Origin of the sequence: Halonatronum saccharophilum DSM 13868, from assembly GCF_000517025.1 — a bacterium.
Classification (GTDB): Bacteria; Bacillota; Halanaerobiia; order Halobacteroidales; family Halobacteroidaceae; genus Halonatronum; species Halonatronum saccharophilum.
In genome coordinates this window covers 476,082-493,061 of sequence record NZ_KI912097.1, presented here as the reverse complement: position 1 = coordinate 493,061, position 16,980 = coordinate 476,082, and the positions used below count along the sequence as shown (strand labels likewise).

Below are 16,980 nucleotides of genomic sequence, written 5' to 3'. Positions count from 1 at the left end.
TTCCATCACTATAATCCCTACATATTTTTTGAAATATTATAGAAAATTCATTTACTGGTCTTATATCCTTGTTATTTATATTTACTTAAATCTTACATTGAGTTATTCCTCATTTTTGAATATTTTTGGGAAATCTGTCATAATTCCATCAACTCCCCACCCACAAAGTTCATCTGCTTTTTCTTTATCATTAACCGTCCAAGTATTAACCATTAGCCCTAAACCCTTATAACCTTTAACCTTTCCCTCTGTTAATATCGAGTGATGAGGATGTACAGCCTGAAGTTTTAGCTCTTGACTAATCTTTAAAGCTTTAACTCTTGAGGAGGAAAAGATCAAGGCTAAACTAATATCTTTATCCATAGATCTAGCCATATTTAAAAGCTTTTTATTAAAAGAAGATATAATAACCTCACTCTTAAAATCTTCCTCTTCCAAAAGATCTATCACCTTCTTAACTACCAACTTTCTTTTTCTACCCATTTCCTTGATCTCAATATTTAAACTCAACTTTTCTTTTGCTAGTTCAATAACCTCTTTTAAAGTCATTATTCTTTCTCCTTTGAATTCATCTCCAAAACTACTTCCAATATCTAAAGCTTTTAAATCTAATAAGTCCATTGAATTTACAGTCCGCTTAACCCCAGCCATCCTCTTTAAATCTTTATCATGAAAAACAATTAATTCTTCATCTTTAGATAACTGCACATCCAACTCTACCATATCCATTCCTAACTCTATTGCTTTAAGAAAAGCACTTCTAGTATTCTCTGGTGCAATCCCTGAAGCTCCTCGATGCCCTATCTTGATCATCTTCATCCATCTCCCCTTTACTATCTATTTATATAGATTATAATACCATTTATTTGATTTTGCTATAATATTAACGCAAGCATTTATAGTAATAAAGTGGCACTTTCGTGCCACTAGTAATGGGTAATGAGTGAAGAGTAATGAGTAAAGTCAAAAATCTCAAAACCTCTTATAAGTCTTAGGGAACAAAGGGGTTTCTGTTTTCTTAAGGTTTTACCCATTACTGATTACTCATCACCAGTAATAAAGCTACGCTTTATTACTATAAAACAATATCCCCATATAAAAAAAGATAGCTATCACCTAAGCGATAACTATCTTTTTTATATCAAAATATTAAACTGTTATATCTCCACTGATAACCTCTCCTGCTTTAACAGCTTCTTCTACTTGATTAAACTCCTCTAGTATCTCCTCATTATCATCTACAATAAAGAAGTTCATTGTATAAATGACCAATATATTAGCTATAAACCCAGGCACTATCTCATAAAGATGGGCATCTAAGCCTACCTGCTTCCAAATAACTAAGACAAGTGTTCCTGTTATCATCCCTGCTAAAGCAGATTTCCAAGTAGTCTTCTTGGAAAACAGGGCAAAAAGAACTATCGGGCCAAAGGCTGCACCAAAGCCACCCCAAGCATAAGCAACTAGTCCCAAGACTGTATTATCTGGATTTAAAGCTAAAAATAAAGCTACTATAGAGATTAAAAGAACACAGATTCTTCCTACATGCATAAGCTCCTTTTCTGTAGCCTCTTTTTTGATTACCTTGCTATAGAAATCCTCAGTTAAAGTAGATGAAGAAACCAAAAGCTGCGAATCTATTGTTGACATAATAGCAGATAATATTGCTGCCAGTAAAATTCCTCCTACCCAAGGATTGAAGATATAAGCGATCATCTCAATAAAAACCCTCTCACTATCTGCAATCTGCGGGAACATAGGAATAGAGATTAACCCTACAAATACTGCCCCAATAAGAGAGATAAAGACCCAAACTATAGCAATAGTCATAGACTTTGGTATCTTCTTAATCGAATCGATACTCATAAACCTAGCAAGGATATGAGGTTGACCAAAGTAACCAAGACCCCATGCCAAGGTAGAGATAGTAGCTAACAAAGAGAAATTTCCATTACCAAATAAAGAAGTCGATATCTCATTTGCTAACATAGCTTCACTTATAGCCTCCATACCTCCAACTGAATTATAAGCTAATGCTGGTACTATAATAATAGCAAAGAACATTAATATACCTTGGAAGAGATCTGTCCAGCAAACAGCCAAAAATCCACCTAAGAAGGTATACAAAATAATTATAACTGCCCCTATAACTACAGCTAACGTGTAATTCATTCCAAACATAGATTCAAACAATATTCCCGACGCTACCAAACCTGAAGATGAATATATTGTAAAAAATATAAGTGTTATAAGTGCACTTATAATCCTCAAAAGACCAGTTGGATCTTTAAACCTGTCTTCAAAAAATGAGGGTAAGGTCATCGAATCGGTCTTGCCTGTATAAACCCTCAATCTAGGGGAGACAAACTTCCAGTTTAAAGCTGTACCTATAAATAACCCAATTGCAATCCAAGATTGTTCTACTCCTCCTAAATAAACTGCCCCAGGTAATCCCATAAGAAGCCAACCACTCATATCACTAGCTTGGGCTGAAAGGGCTGTAACCCAACTTCCCATACCACGACCACCTAATAAATAATCTTCAACATTTGTTGTTTTCTTATAGAAATAAAGCCCTACCCCCATCAAAAAGATGAAGTAGACCAAAAATGTAACTAAAGTTTGCGTTTGTATCATCCTACTCACTCCTCATTATCTTAATCTTAGACTATAATACCATAAAGTAAGTTTTTATTCAAAAAAACTTATAATTATAAACTTTACGTTATGCACTATATTATTCAAGTAATTTAAATTAAAGAAGTTCTCCTTGACTCTAAGGAGAACTTCTTTGTTGTCTAATAAAATTATATTCTAAAATTAAAATTTATCTATAATACCAGCAAACATAACTATAGCAATTGCAACTGGTATAAAGTACTTAAGCATTATCTCAAACCAATTAACTAAATAAACCTTTTTACTAGCTTCTGCACTCTCTTCTCCTTTTTCCTTATTAAAAGGAACTATAAGACCAGAAATTAAATAACCAAATTTACCTTTTGTATTTTTACCTATTTCTTCTGATGTATTTTTAGTTCCCCAAACATAACCAGCGAATATTGCTGTTAACAAACCACCTAAAGGCAAAAAGATATCATTAGCAAACCAATCATAAGTGTCTAAAATATCCATTCCTAAGAAACTAACATCAGAAAGAACACTATAACTTAATAAAGGTGGTATTCCTACTACAAAAATAATTCCACCAACAATAGCTGAAGCTTTCTTACGATCCCAATTATGCTCATCAACTATATAAGACACAACTACTTCAAGTAAAGAGATAGATGAAGTTACAGCTGCAATTGTCAATAAAACAAAGAATAAGAATCCAAATATTCCACCTAATGGCATCTCAGCAAAGACAGCAGGTAAAGTAATAAAGGTTAATCCTGGTCCTGCAGCTGGATCTAACCCTAAGGCAAATACTGCTGGGAAGATAGCAAAACCTGCTAACACAGCAATCAATGTATCTAAACCTACTACAAATCCGGCACTGTCACTAATACTGTCCTTATCTGACAAGTAACTACCATAAGTAATCATAGCTCCCATACCTAAACTTAATGTAAAGAATGCTTGAGCAATAGCATCGTTAAAAGTTCCTGTTGTAATCTGACTAAAATCTGGAGTTAGATAAAATGCCAAACCTGCAGATGCCCCTTCTAAGCTTATAGAACGAAATACCAATAGTAATAATAAAACAAATAATATCGGCATTAAAACCTTTACAGCTTTTTGAATTCCTTTAACTACACCAGCACTGATGATTCCTACTGTTACTGCCATAAAAGCTGCATGCCAGAACAAAGTAGAACCAGCACTACCAATATGCTCTACAAACATCACATCAAATTCTGCCCCACTAGCAAAACCAGCGATTGATTTTCCAATATAAGCCATTGACCATCCACCAATAACTGAATAATAACTCAAAATAACAAAACCTGTAAATACACCTAATCCACCAACCAACCACCATGGTGTTTTAGGAGCAATAGCTTTAAAAGCTCCAACAGGGTTCTTATGGCTCTTTCTTCCTAATGCCATCTCAGCTGTCATTACTGGATAACCTATTAATACAATAGCCACTAAATAAATTAACAAAAATACTGCTCCACCATTAGTTCCCGCTACATATGGGAAACGCCAAATATTCCCTAAACCTACTGCCGATCCAGCAGCAGCTAAGATAAATCCAAGTCTTGATGTCCAATTTTCACGATTATTCAAGCTATTCTCCATCCTTCTCACTCCTCTTTTTAATTTCAATTTTCTCATTTTTTTCGCTTCTACTCACTACTAACTACTAACTACTAAAAAACGACAAATTAACCCTTTAATCAACGTTGATGTGAATAATATGTGATAATTTAGGTTAATTATAAACTCTTTTACTTTAGATGTCAAGTAATTTGTCCATACTCTAGACTGTATATTATTAAGTAAACCTTTTTAAATATTACAAATTTATTGTTTAGTTTTAATTTTTATCTGAAAGGTGTTAAAATATCTATATACTATCAAAACAGGAGGAGAGATTATATAAAATGACTACAGTTTTAGATGTCAACAAAAAATTAAAGTTATATATCGAAAATAATATAATCACACAATATAAGAAATTTGATAAAGCACATAACAAAAAACATATATACAATGTAATAAGCTCTGCTTTAAAATTAAATACTTCTTTCAATGCAGATCCAAATATAGTATTTACTGCAGCTTCATACCACGACCTAGGTCTTGGTTATCTAAAATACAACCCTAATAAAAGCAGAAGGAGACATCATATCTATTCTGAAAAGTTAGTTCATATGGACCAGAAGCTAAAGGATTTCTTCACTCTCAAAGAGATAGATATAATTGCCCAAGCATGCCTCTATCATCGCGCTTCTTCCAAAGATAATCCTCCTAGCATCTACGGCAAAATAATCGCCGATAGCGATAGAATGGATGGCTTAGAAATAAGAGATATGATCCTTAGAGCATGGAATTACTCCAACTCCTTCTATCCTAACTTAGATATTAAAGCTAAACAGAAAGATATCTACCATCACCTAAGAGATAAATACGGTGAAGGTGGATACCTATATAACTCCTTTTATCTAAAAGAAAGTAAAGAGATGATAAAAGAGGTAATCAAAGAATCAACCGCTATCCTAGCTTCTAAAGACCGTTTTAATAGATTATTTGAAGAGTTGATAGCTAATAACTAGAAACTAGTAGCAAACAACTGCGGCACGAAAGTGCCACTATCTTAATCTAAATCCCACTTCTCTACCTTCTTCAATTTAACTTTTCCACTTTTAGCAAAGAAAGATATACCCTTACTCTCTTTATCAGGGTATATTCTAGCTGAAAATACTTCTACCCCTTCATTAACAAAGATCTCAATTGAAGATCTATCTATAAATATCTGTAGTTTCAGCTTATTTATATCTTCTAATAGAACTCTCCTAATTCCTTTACCACCTCTACCAGATCTCTCTCTACTTAAAATCAATTTCTCTCCTACAGAGTCATATTCTATTAAAGTCTCCTCTTTAGCATCTTCTGATCTTCTGACCTTAAGTCCAAAGGAGGAAGCATTCCATTCTTCGAAATGGACCAACAACTCTACAACATCCCCTTCAACCTCAACAAAATTCATTTCCTCATTGTTAAGGATGATATCATTGTAGCTAATATGATTCTTTCTTAACTCCTTTAACTCTTCAATAGGCTTCTGTATAAGTTTATTATTTTTTAAATCTAAAACTCTAGGGATGGTCATAGAGTGTATCCAGCCTTCTTCTCTCTCTATATATTTATGATCCTCTTCAGGTAATCCCATCCATCCTATTAATAACCTTCTACCTTTATCATCTAAGGTTGTCTGAGTAGCATAAAAGTCAAAACCTCTATCAAGCTCTATAAATTCACCATAGCTATACTCACCAGAATTATAATCTAAATTACCAATAACATAACCTGCCTGATAAATATTATTGTAAAGATCACCTTTAGCTTCTAATCCCTGGGGTAAAAAAATTAAGACATCCTTTCCTTTTAACGAAAATAGATCTGGACACTCCCACATATAACCAAAATATCCAAAACCATTATAATTACTACCACCTATAATATTAATATATTCCCAAGACTTTAGATCTTTAGACCTATATAATAAAACCCTTCCCTCTTCTTCTATAGTTTGGGCTCCAATTACCATATACCAATAGTCCCCTTCTTTCCAAACCTTAGGATCTCTAAAGTGGGCTGTATAACCCTCAGGTTGCTCTTTAATAACAGGATCATCTTCTTTCTTGAATTCAATACCATCTTCACTGCTAGCTAAAATTTGATAAGCACTTCTAACCCCATCATTCTTTACATTACCTGTATAAAGAAGGGTAAATTCACCATCATTATCGACTGCACTACCTGAATAGCAACCATGGGACTCATAACACTTAGTTGGAGCAAGAGCTACAGGAAGCTCTTCCCAATCAATCAGATCTTTACTCTTATAATGACCCCAATATTTGAGCCCACTCTCTGCAGAGAAAGGATGAAACTGATAAAAGAGATGGTATTCTCCCTTAAATTGAACAAAACCATTAGGATCATTTAACCACCCAATTGGTGGCATTATATGATACTTCAGTCTATAATAGCCATCCTTAACCTTATCACGATTCTCTTCTATATACTTATTGGCTTCTCTCAACATCTCGTCTCTCTTCATAACCTTCTCCTTTCTTTCGTTTAATAGTAATAAAGCGTCACTTTATTACTGGTGATGAGTAATCAGTAATGAGTAATGGGTAAAACCTTAAAAAAACAGAAACCCCTTTGTTACCTAAGACTTATAAGAGGTCTTGAGATTTTGACTTTACTCATTACTCTTCACTCATTACCCATTACTAGTGGCACGAAAGTGACACTTAATTACTTATATTCTTTCAAATTGAAAAAAAGGGGGCTTGCCCCCTTTTTTAATTTATTTCACATCGTCAAATCCTATTGCCCAAACCGATGCAAAAGCACCACCGAAGGCGATTAAGAAACCGATTAGATAATTGATCATACCTCCAGATTCAACTATACTTATACCTGGTATTGCAGTAAGTCCAACAGCTGTCATTCCTACATTTGTCAAAACTACATAAGCACCACCTAAGGCACCACCAATCATTGCTCCTATAAAGGGCTTAACTAACCTTAAGTTAACACCAAAGATTGCAGCTTCAGTAATCCCCAATAAACAAGAGGTAGCAGCTGGTAAGGCTATCGCCTTCATCTTAGTACTCTTGGTCTTAAAGTAGACTGCTAGAGCTGCCCCACCTTGAGCTATATTTGCCATTGACCAAATCGGCAATAAGAAGTTTCTTCCAACATTATTCAAAAGCTCTGCTTCAAAGGCATGAAAACTATGGTGTACCCCTGTAATTACTATTAAAGAATAGACTCCACCAAAGATTAACCCTGCCAAAACACCTGCAGTATCATAAATTGTAAATAAAGCCATTGAAATTCCATCACCAAGTAACCTACCAAAAGGGCCAATAACCATCAAAGATATAAATCCACTTGCCAAGATAGTTACGAAAGGAGTTATTATTATATCTAAAGCATTTGGTACATACCTTCTAGTTGTTCTTTCTATATACCCCATAATCCAAACTGCAATCAAGATAGGAAGTACTGTTCCTTGGTATCCTACCATAGCTATCTCAAAACCAAATAGATCAAGGGTCTGTTCAACACCTGCACCTAATGTCCAAGCATTCTGTAATGCCGGGTGGATCATAATTCCACCTAATACTGCTGCCAGATAAGGGTTAGCTTCAAACTGCTTAGCAGCGCTGAAAGCAACAATTACTGGCAAGAATACAAAGGCCGCATTAGAGAACATATCCAGTAAAATCAATAATGAACTATCAGCGTCTACCCACCCATAGGTATTCATCATACCTAAAAGTCCCATCAATAAACCACTAGCAACAATCGCTGGAATGATTGGAACAAAGATATTGGATAGAGTTCTAGCAAAACGCTGGGCTGGATTTAAATTCTTCATCGCAGCCTTCTTTACATCTCCAGTGCTTGCCTCTTCAACATCACCAGATCTTTTAAGCTCTGCATAGACCTTATTTACTACACCCTGTCCAATGATGATTTGAAACTGTCCCGAGTTAACAAAAGCTCCTTTAACCCCTTCTACACTTTCTACTTTACCCTTGTCTGCCTTATCATTATCCTTTAATACCAAACGTAACCTTGTAGCACAATGAGCTGCACTATCAATATTCTCCATACCACCAATTGCTTCTAAAATCTCTTGGGCTATCTTAGTATAATTCATTTTATTACCTCCTCATTTTTAGTAAATAACATAAAAGAGGATCTTATTTTCTTATTAGCTTATCATTTCCTCTATTTCTAATAATAAAACTTGTTTTATTATTAGAGTAAACTTAAAAACACAAAATCATTTCTTATAATCTTATAAATATTTTGAACCTATATCTATATAAATATTTTTTATTCTATTTGGGAACGTTCCCAAATAGAATAAAAAATATAGATCACAATCTTCATCTATATTTTTTGCATACTCTCTCTCTCAATAATCTGATAGTCCATTATCACCTTATCTTTAGGCAGTTGCCCCTCTTTTATTGACTTTAGTAATATCTCTGAAGCAATCTCTCCTACCTTCAAATGATCATAACGAACAGTAGTTAAAGGTGGTGTTATTAAAGAACTCATCTGAGCATCCCCAATACCCACTACAGATATATCTTCAGGCACCTTATAACCCTTCTCATTAAGAGCTTTAATAGCGCCAATAGCTAAACGGTCGGTAGCTGCAAATAATGCAGTCGGTACTTCTTTAACCCTTTCTAATATAACCAGCATACCATTATAACCAGATTTTATGCTAAAATCTCCTCTGTAGATATACTCTTCTCTAAAAGTCAATGAGTTCTCTTCCAAAGCTTTTTGGTAACCTTCTCTTCTGAGCTTACCAACAGCTATATCCTTCTCCTCAATCCCAATATAGGCTATATCTTTGTGACCATTATCTATTAATAAGTTTACTATATCTTTAGCTGAATTAAAGTCATTATGGATTATACAAGGAAGGTCAATCTCTCCACTTGTATCTTGGCCCATTATTACTGCAGGAATCTTTAAATCTTCAAAAGCCTTCTTATGGGCATCAGTTACTTGAGTAGCAAAGAAAAGTATCCCACTTACCCTCTTCTTCTTTAAGAGGTCAAGGTGCTTAATCTCCTCTTTTAAATCTAACCTTGTATTTGTTAATAGAAGATTATATCCCTTAGCATATACCACATTACAGATTCCCTCTACTGCTGATGAGAAGGTACTTGTATTAATCTTTGGCAAGACAACACCTATAGTATTAGTTTTATTTCTCTTTAAATCTTTTGCTAAGTGATTAGGTACGTAGCCTGTCTCTTTTATTACCTTTTCTACCTTCTCTCGCGCTTTATCACTGACACTATCTGCATCATTGATAACTCGAGATACTGTGGACTTTGAGACTCCAGATAGCTTAGCTATATCTTTTATTGTTAGTCTCATGATTCCATCTCCTCGATTATTGGGAACGTTCCCAGTGATTATGTTAAAATTATACCCAAGATATATTTAAAAGTCAAGTCTTTGACGAAAAAATTTATTTTTCTTCTAATATATCTTCCACTTTATCTAAAGTTGGCAAAGCTGACATAGCTCCCTTCTGAGACGCAGCTAAGGCACCAGAAACAGCAGCAAACCTAGTTATATTGTCCATCTCTTCCTTGTTAAGTTCAGTTAAATCCTTGTTGATCTCATTAATATTATACAAAATTCCAGAAACGAAAGCATCTCCTGCCCCTGTTGTATCTACAGCCTCTACCTTCATAGCAGGAATAAAGTTCAATTCACCATTATGGTAATAATAAGAACCTTTACTACCAAAGGTGACATAGATTAAATCAACATTATATTCATCACTTAAAACCTTTACACCTTTTTCTAGATCTTTAATACCTGTGATAAATTCTAATTCTTCTTCAGATACCTTTAATATATCTGCTTTATCTAAGATAGAGATAATAGTATCTTTGGCCCTCTGCTCATCTGGCCATAGATTCAATCTTAGGTTAGGATCATAAGATATTAACATCCCTGCTTCTTTAGCCTTATCTACAGCATACCTGGTAGCTCTAGCTGCAGGTTGATGAATCAAAGAGATTGAACCAAAGTGTAGTAACTTATTCTCTTTAAAGATACTTTCATTGATATCCTCTTCTCTTAATAGAGTATCTGCACTAGGATCTATGTAAAACTCAAAACTTCGCTCTCCACCTTCACCTAAGGTTACAAATACGAGACCAGTCTTTGCTTCATCAGTTAATACCATACTTTGTGTCTTTACCCCTTCATCATCCAACACCTTTTTAAGAAATCTTCCCATGAGATCATTCCCGACTTTACCTATAAATGAAGATTTAGCACCCAATCTACTTATTCCTACTGCTACATTAGCAGGTGCCCCTCCTGGATTCTTCTTAAACTCCATATTCTCCTTATCCAAAGGAATGAAGTCAATTAATGCCTCACCTAAAGTAATAACACCTTTCTTCATAACTTATACCACCTTTCTTATTAATTTTACTAGTTATTATATATTGTTATAGTGAAAAGTGCAACTCTATTTCTCTATCCGCCCCTTTACCCTAGTTGAGATATCTCTAACCCTCTTTCTCTGCAACAGAGTCTTTGGCCCTCTAATAACAAGACCATTACATTCAATCTTATCCATAATCTGATCTGTCTTAGATCCAGTGATATAACCTTTAATTCCCCATTCACTACTTGCCCCTAAGACTACTAAATCATATCCCTTTGACTCCTCAATAACACCCTCTACAATAGAAGGAGCTTTCTTTATAATAACATCCCCTTCTAACTCTAAGTTCTCTAAACCTTTACACATAATCTCTCTTTTTTCTTCAATCTCTCCTTTAGATACTTCTTCACCTACTACCCTATAAAAGGTTAAACTTGCACCACTGCCTTCAGCAATCCTCTTAATTATCTGGGCTGTTGCTTGAGAGTGATATCCTCCTCCGTAGGGATAAAGTATGTTCTTAACCCCATCTACTTCTTTACTCTTAGATCTTTTAAATAAACCAATTGTCTTTGGCACCTCTTCAAGAACTTTATGAACAATCCCACCTAACATCTTATAAGAGAACCCTGACTTATGCCAACCCATCAACAGAAGATCAGCCTCAGTCTCATTCATAGTAGATTTTATTGCATGGACTACATTCCTTGAAATAACTGATAAAGGTTCTGCTATATACTGACTACATTCTTCGAAATCATCGATGCTTCTAATGATATTTTCATACATATTCATCTCATCTTTAAATTGTCCATAGCGAGAATCTATCGGGATAACCTCTGGGACATCTATTACATGTAAAGGAATAGTTCTACCCTTATAAGATTTAGCAATATTTATACTTAAGTGTAATAAAGGGTGTATAGTATCCGGATAAGCAATAGGTAAAAGTACCTTATAGCATTTTTCTAATTCCTGCCGTTTATCTTTAGCCTTAAATTGTAAACTTGGAATTGGTTGAGGAGTAATCCCTTTAGGCGCTCCCTTTAATTTTGGTTTAACAACATAGTAATATATTATACCTAAAATCAAAATAATAAGAGCAACAAACAAAGCCATAAGATCACTTATCATTAGCTGAAATACCAAAAATATATTAACTAAAACCCCTAATATCGGTGTTATAGGATAAAAGGGAACCTTAAAACCTCTTTTAACTGTCGGCAACTTAGTACGGAATATAATTACCGCCACATTTACAAAACTATATCCTGTCAACGAGAAAATACTTGTAATTGTTGATATATGCTCCAAATCTCGTATAGTCGTTGCTATTATTACAATAAATGCTGCTCCAATTACAGAAAAGACTGGAGTTTTAGTCTTTGGGCTAATGCTTTTAAATAAAGATGGTAAATGTTTATCTCTTGCCATAGCAAAGGAGGTCCTTGAAGCGGCCATCATTGCCGTATTAATAGAAGAGACTGTAGCCAATATTCCTGCTAGAGCAAATAGGTATCCTCCCATACTTCCAGCTATCTCTATGGCCGTATCTATCATAGGGGTGCCTGTATAAGCAGGAATTAACTTCTCCCAATTAACTATCGAGCTACCTATTAGAAATACAGCAGTCTTAACAAAAGTTACAAGGGCCAACGATATCATAATAGCCCTAGGAATCGTCTTCTCTGGATCTATTACCTCTTCACTAGCTGTGGTAATTAATCCATATCCAATATAAGTTATGTAAAGTACCCCCATAGCCGTGAAGGTCCCTGAGATTCCCCTCGGAAAATAAGGAGTCTGCTTAGCTAAATCCATATAAAAATAACCATAAACAATATATCCAGATAATAAAACCATCAATCCAGTAGTAATAATATTTTGTAACTTCCCTGAATTTTCAACCCCTTTTATATTGGTAAAAGTTACATAGGCAATCAGAAGATAAGAACCTATCATAGGTGGTATAAATGGAAAGAAATAATTTAAAAAAGTACCAAATCCAAGAGCAAATAAACCACAGGACATAGCATAACCTAGCCAAAATCCCCAACCTGTTATAAAGCCCAATACCCCATTATCAGTGGCATCCCTTACATAAGCATAACCACCCCCAGCTGTTGGGATAAAGGTTACCAATTCAGCAAAGGAGAATGCTGTAAACACCGCAGCTAAACCAGCTAAAAGTACAGCTAATGAAGCCGATGGCCCTGCCAAGTCAAAGGAAGTCCCAGCTAGAACGAATATAGCCGAGCCAATCATCGTACCTACACTTATTGTTATTGCAGAATAAAGCCCAAGAGTTCTATCTAACTTCTGTTTCATTACTAAACCTCCTATCTAGTGACAGTTTCGTGCCATTACGTCAATAATTAGCCTTTGAAGATTTAAAGATTTTTATTCAATTAATTAAACCTATAATTTCTTATATAGACTTTAATTTATGTATATGTAAAATATAAAACTGCCATAAGCTCTTTTGAGCTTATGGCAGTTTTATATTCCTTATTCTAAATATAATTTTAACCTTCTTCTAAACCAAATCGATGTAGAACCTTTGATTTTCTAGTTTTGCTAACATAAGATTCTCTATACATGGTATCATTACGAGCAATCCAAGCACCAATAAAACATACTATTGTAGCCGGCTTTATTAATTCCATACCAAAAACTTCTGCTGCTAATAGAACCGTTGTTATAGGTATATGCGCTGCACTACCCAATAGTCCAACAGCACTAGCAGAAATTAAAGCAAAGGGAAATGGGTAATTAAATACTTTGGCTAAAAATGCTCCACCAAGAGCACCAATAGTTAAACTTGGTGCAACAACACCACCACTTCCTCCAGATCCAATAGTAAAGGCTGTAGCTAAAATCTTACCTATCATTAGCAAGAATAGAAATCCTGCACTAAAAGAAGATTCTACTGATATGGCTTCTATCAAAGACATACCCGTTCCTAAAATATAAGGTGTAGCTATAATAGCCATTAAACCAGTTAAAGCACCACCTAAAGCTGTCTTATAGTAATCAGGCATCTTAAGCTTATGATTTAACTCTTCATAACCATATAAAGCCTTGATAGATATTAAACTTAAAATTCCAATAAAGATACCAACCATTACAAAGAATAAAATATCTCTTTGTGGTATGAAGGTATAATCTGTAGGAATAGTAAATTTAAAGAGCCTATCTTGGCCAAGGATAACAGAGTGAATATAATAGGCTGTTATACTTGATATAAAACTGATAAAGAGACTATTATACTCTGTATCATCCATATAAAGAACCTCGGCTCCAAAAACTCCACCTGCTATAGGAGCTACAAATATAGAACCAAAAGAGGCTGCCATACCACATATAACTATCTTTTTCACATCTGTTAATTTAAGTTTTAACTTCTGACCTATGAAATAGCCAAGGCCTCCACCCATCTGAACTGTTGGTCCTTCCCTTCCTGCAGATCCCCCAAAAGCAATGGTAAATACACTAGCAATTAATTTTACAGGGACTACAATAATATCTACCTTCCCCCATTTTTCATTATATGATTTAATAATGGCATCTGTACCATGCCCTGCAGCTTCTGGAGCAAAGGTTGATGTTATAAGTCCACTCATTAATAGACCAAAAATTGGCATAACATATACCAACCATGTGTTACGTAACCCATTCAAAAGACTTATACCCCAATTAAGGCTAGCAGTAAATAATACTGCAGCTAAACCTACCACTACACCAACCAAGACAGATATAGCAGTCCATTTAAAGATGTATTTAACTGATTCATTGGTTTTTATAAAAAAATCACTATTTAAAAGTTTCATTTATCAAAATCTCCTTTAGACCTTATTTATATATTTAAATTAAAGAAGTTACCTTTGTCTTTATTCTTTTGCTTCCAAGAGATTACAACATCACCTTTTCTAACCTTTTTAATATTTGAAGGCAAATGATGCTTATCATCACGAATAATAAGTATAGGGTATACATCTTCATTAATTATTTTAGCTAACTCAGTAATTTTAACACCTTCAATTTGAGGATAATCGTCTACAGAACATCTCTTTAATTCCATATCTAAATGTAGCTCATGTATCAATTCAGCAACATCTATCCCTGTTAATCTAGTTATTAACTGAGCAGAAATAGCATCGACTGGATCGACAACATTCTCTAAATCCATTACTTCTGCTAACTTCTTATGTTGAGTCTTCACTACCTTAACTATAACTTCTGCAACCCCCATCTTCTTAGCGGCTTTAGCTGACAATAAATTTATATGGTCATTACCAGTCATAGCTATAAATACATTAGCTTTATTAACCTCTGCTTCTTCTAAAACTTTAGTATCTGTTGCATCTCCCCAGATAATATTTACTTTAGGAAAACCTTCTGAAATTAATTCACAAACTTTAGAATCATTTTCTATTAGAGTAAGCTTATGATCTGAATAACCCTTTAAAAGTTCAATTAATTTCTGACCATTGGCCCCTCCTCCAGCAATAACTACCTTCATAATTATATCATCTCCTTAAATTATAGTATGTTTTCCTATTTAAACACAAAAATAAAACTGCAGAGAAATCCTCCACAGTTTTATCTGAAGTCACTTTTTAGTGATAATAACCGTTAAGATTCCCCTTTAACGCTTATGAAGATAATCAGTTAGGGTTAGGGCCAAGGGTAGCCCCTCTACTAAAGTAGATTCACCATAAAAATAAAAATTTGATTATCCCCACTTCCAAAATTGGAACTCAGCGATTTAAATCTATTCTATTTTCAATTCTATAAGCTTTGGAAATACTCTATAACCTCTGCAGTTACATCTTGTCCACCGCTTATAATCAACTCTCCATTTAAGATAACATCATAGCCTCTTTTCTCTCTAAAGGAGTCTAAGTCAGACTCTAATCTTTCAAAGATACTATTTTGCACCTCTCTTTGCTCCATCTCAAATTGTTGCTGGAAATTCTGTTGTAAAGCTTGTAGTTTTTGAGCATCCTCTTCAGGATTTAAATTACTAGCCTCTTCTTGTAATGAAGCTTGTAATTCTCCCATTCTTTCCTGTAACCTTTGATTTGCCTTCTCTACCTCAGGATGAACAATATAAGCTTCTGACAAATCAACATAAGCAACATTAGTCCCTGCTGCAAATGTTCCTCCAGTATTAACTAATAGAGCAGCTGCTAAAAACAATACTCCCACTACCAAATAACTAAACTTTCTTTTAAACAAAATAACACTTCCCTCCAATAGATTATCTACTTATTACAATTTAAATCCAGAATAGACTTAAATAAAAGAGTAGATTAGATGATAATAATTAAATTCTCGAACTTTAACAAAAGACCTTCAATTAATTTAAATTTACTAAAATTAATATTAAGGATTAAAGCTAGGCTAGCTTTTTTTATAGTATAAGACGAAATTATGACGAAACTGTGACGAAATCTTGATAGCTAAGGATTTATTCCTTAAAAACAATTAATATTTGCTAACACATACATTAATATTTTTACTTTAATTTAATTAAACTTGCCATTCTACCTGTTCTACCTCCATCTCGCCTATAAGAGAAGAATAGCTCACTATAACATGATGTACATAATTTACTCTCTATTATACTCCCAACTCCTACTTTTTCTAACCCCTTCTTATTTGCCAAAGACAGATTCAGCCTCCACCTTGCTTCTTCATCCTCTTCAACTACTTCTTTCCAATAATCTAATTCTTCTGACAAAGGGCCAACAACCCTTTCATCCACCTGATAACAACAAGGGCCTATCGTTGGACCAATACCAGCTATAATATCCTCAGGATTACTCCCATAAACCTCACTCATCTTTATGACAGTCTTCTCTCCTATCTTTTTTACAGTCCCTTTCCATCCTGCATGAGCAAGACCCACTACTTTCTTTTTAGGGTCTAGTAATATAATAGGAGTGCAATCAGCATAGTAAGAAGATAATAGAATGCCTCTTTTATTTGTGATTAAAGCATCTATCTCTTCTATAGCCCCCTTATAATCTAAAGCCCCTCTACCCTTATCTTTATCACTTACAATATAAACTTTATTATCATGAATCTGCTTAGCTGCCACCATATCCTTTAGGTCAGCTTTTAATATAGATCCTACTCTCCTTCTATTCTCATTTACTTTTTCAAGATCATCATCTACATGCTGGCCCATATTCAAACTCTGATAATCTCCTTTACTCACTCCGCCAATTTTGGTAGTAAAACAGTGATCTACCAATCCTGTCTTAGCCAACTCTTCAATAATATAATACCTAATCCCACTCTTCTCTTTCAGTTTAAAGATCTTCAACACCTCCAAA

Annotated in this window: 13 protein-coding genes; 1 reads left to right on the top strand and 12 read right to left on the bottom strand. The window is 34.4% G+C overall.

Annotated elements, in window-relative coordinates; all coding sequences use genetic code 11:
- Window positions 1-102: 102 nt before the first annotated feature.
- From HALSAC_RS0113625 to HALSAC_RS0113615, 3 genes are all read right to left on the bottom strand, one after another.
- A complete protein-coding gene (locus HALSAC_RS0113625) occupies window positions 103-819 on the bottom strand; it encodes a glycerophosphodiester phosphodiesterase (RefSeq protein ID WP_051412240.1) in 717 nt (238 codons plus the stop codon).
- Between the two features lie 330 nt (window positions 820-1,149).
- Window positions 1,150-2,637 (bottom strand): sodium/proline symporter PutP, encoded by a 1,488-nt coding sequence (putP, locus tag HALSAC_RS0113620; RefSeq protein WP_035571923.1) that lies wholly within the window; start codon window positions 2,635-2,637, stop codon window positions 1,150-1,152.
- A gap of 183 nt (window positions 2,638-2,820) precedes the next feature.
- On the bottom strand, window positions 2,821-4,284 hold the full coding sequence (locus tag HALSAC_RS0113615) for a sodium-dependent transporter (protein WP_245579484.1): 1,464 nt from the start codon (window positions 4,282-4,284) through the stop codon (window positions 2,821-2,823).
- 269 nt (window positions 4,285-4,553) lie between these two features.
- Between HALSAC_RS0113615 and HALSAC_RS0113610 the strand changes: the two genes are divergently transcribed.
- Window positions 4,554-5,225 carry an HD domain-containing protein gene (locus tag HALSAC_RS0113610; RefSeq protein ID WP_027340725.1) on the top strand — a complete coding sequence of 224 codons (672 nt, stop codon included), beginning with the start codon at window positions 4,554-4,556 and terminating at the stop codon, window positions 5,223-5,225.
- 41 nt (window positions 5,226-5,266) lie between these two features.
- Here the strand turns inward: HALSAC_RS0113610 and HALSAC_RS0113605 are convergent, their stop codons facing one another.
- From HALSAC_RS0113605 to pgeF, 9 genes are all read right to left on the bottom strand, one after another.
- A complete protein-coding gene (locus HALSAC_RS0113605) occupies window positions 5,267-6,736 on the bottom strand; it encodes a glycoside hydrolase family 32 protein (RefSeq protein ID WP_027340724.1) in 1,470 nt (489 codons plus the stop codon).
- Window positions 6,737-6,991: 255 nt separating this feature from the next.
- The gene (locus HALSAC_RS16050; RefSeq protein ID WP_035571922.1) at window positions 6,992-8,356 is read right to left on the bottom strand and encodes a sucrose-specific PTS transporter subunit IIBC; all 1,365 of its coding nucleotides are present in this window, start codon (window positions 8,354-8,356) and stop codon (window positions 6,992-6,994) included.
- Between the two features lie 236 nt (window positions 8,357-8,592).
- The gene (locus tag HALSAC_RS0113595; RefSeq protein ID WP_027340723.1) at window positions 8,593-9,603 is read right to left on the bottom strand and encodes a LacI family DNA-binding transcriptional regulator; all 1,011 of its coding nucleotides are present in this window, start codon (window positions 9,601-9,603) and stop codon (window positions 8,593-8,595) included.
- A gap of 94 nt (window positions 9,604-9,697) precedes the next feature.
- The gene (locus HALSAC_RS0113590) at window positions 9,698-10,651 is read right to left on the bottom strand and encodes an aminoimidazole riboside kinase (RefSeq protein WP_027340722.1); all 954 of its coding nucleotides are present in this window, start codon (window positions 10,649-10,651) and stop codon (window positions 9,698-9,700) included.
- Between the two features lie 66 nt (window positions 10,652-10,717).
- Window positions 10,718-12,964: an amino acid permease gene (locus tag HALSAC_RS0113585; RefSeq protein ID WP_027340721.1), complete on the bottom strand. Its 2,247-nt coding sequence runs from the start codon at window positions 12,962-12,964 to the stop codon at window positions 10,718-10,720.
- A gap of 197 nt (window positions 12,965-13,161) precedes the next feature.
- Entirely contained in the window at window positions 13,162-14,466 is a 1,305-nt protein-coding gene (locus HALSAC_RS16045; protein WP_027340720.1) for a chloride channel protein, read from the bottom strand.
- A gap of 26 nt (window positions 14,467-14,492) precedes the next feature.
- Window positions 14,493-15,158, bottom strand: a complete 666-nt coding sequence (locus HALSAC_RS0113575; protein WP_027340719.1) for a potassium channel family protein — start codon at window positions 15,156-15,158, stop codon at window positions 14,493-14,495.
- 269 nt (window positions 15,159-15,427) lie between these two features.
- A complete protein-coding gene (locus tag HALSAC_RS0113570) occupies window positions 15,428-15,877 on the bottom strand; it encodes an OmpH/Skp family outer membrane protein (protein ID WP_027340718.1) in 450 nt (149 codons plus the stop codon).
- Window positions 15,878-16,157: 280 nt separating this feature from the next.
- Window positions 16,158-16,973, bottom strand: a complete 816-nt coding sequence (gene pgeF / locus HALSAC_RS0113565; RefSeq protein ID WP_084804533.1) for a peptidoglycan editing factor PgeF — start codon at window positions 16,971-16,973, stop codon at window positions 16,158-16,160.
- Window positions 16,974-16,980: the final 7 nt, after the last annotated feature.

What these genes read in the sequence shown, in the direction of transcription:
- HALSAC_RS0113625 (WP_051412240.1), bottom strand. Translation starts at nt 819, where the DNA reads ATGAAGATGATCAAGATAGGGCATCGAGGAGCTTCAGGGATTGCACCA.
- putP (WP_035571923.1), bottom strand. Translation starts at nt 2,637, where the DNA reads ATGATACAAACGCAAACTTTAGTTACATTTTTGGTCTACTTCATCTTT.
- HALSAC_RS0113615 (WP_245579484.1), bottom strand. Translation starts at nt 4,284, where the DNA reads ATGAGAAAATTGAAATTAAAAAGAGGAGTGAGAAGGATGGAGAATAGC.
- HALSAC_RS0113610 (WP_027340725.1), top strand. Translation starts at nt 4,554, where the DNA reads ATGACTACAGTTTTAGATGTCAACAAAAAATTAAAGTTATATATCGAA.
- HALSAC_RS0113605 (WP_027340724.1), bottom strand. Translation starts at nt 6,736, where the DNA reads ATGAAGAGAGACGAGATGTTGAGAGAAGCCAATAAGTATATAGAAGAG.
- HALSAC_RS16050 (WP_035571922.1), bottom strand. Translation starts at nt 8,356, where the DNA reads ATGAATTATACTAAGATAGCCCAAGAGATTTTAGAAGCAATTGGTGGT.
- HALSAC_RS0113595 (WP_027340723.1), bottom strand. Translation starts at nt 9,603, where the DNA reads ATGAGACTAACAATAAAAGATATAGCTAAGCTATCTGGAGTCTCAAAG.
- HALSAC_RS0113590 (WP_027340722.1), bottom strand. Translation starts at nt 10,651, where the DNA reads ATGAAGAAAGGTGTTATTACTTTAGGTGAGGCATTAATTGACTTCATT.
- HALSAC_RS0113585 (WP_027340721.1), bottom strand. Translation starts at nt 12,964, where the DNA reads ATGAAACAGAAGTTAGATAGAACTCTTGGGCTTTATTCTGCAATAACA.
- HALSAC_RS16045 (WP_027340720.1), bottom strand. Translation starts at nt 14,466, where the DNA reads ATGAAACTTTTAAATAGTGATTTTTTTATAAAAACCAATGAATCAGTT.
- HALSAC_RS0113575 (WP_027340719.1), bottom strand. Translation starts at nt 15,158, where the DNA reads ATGAAGGTAGTTATTGCTGGAGGAGGGGCCAATGGTCAGAAATTAATT.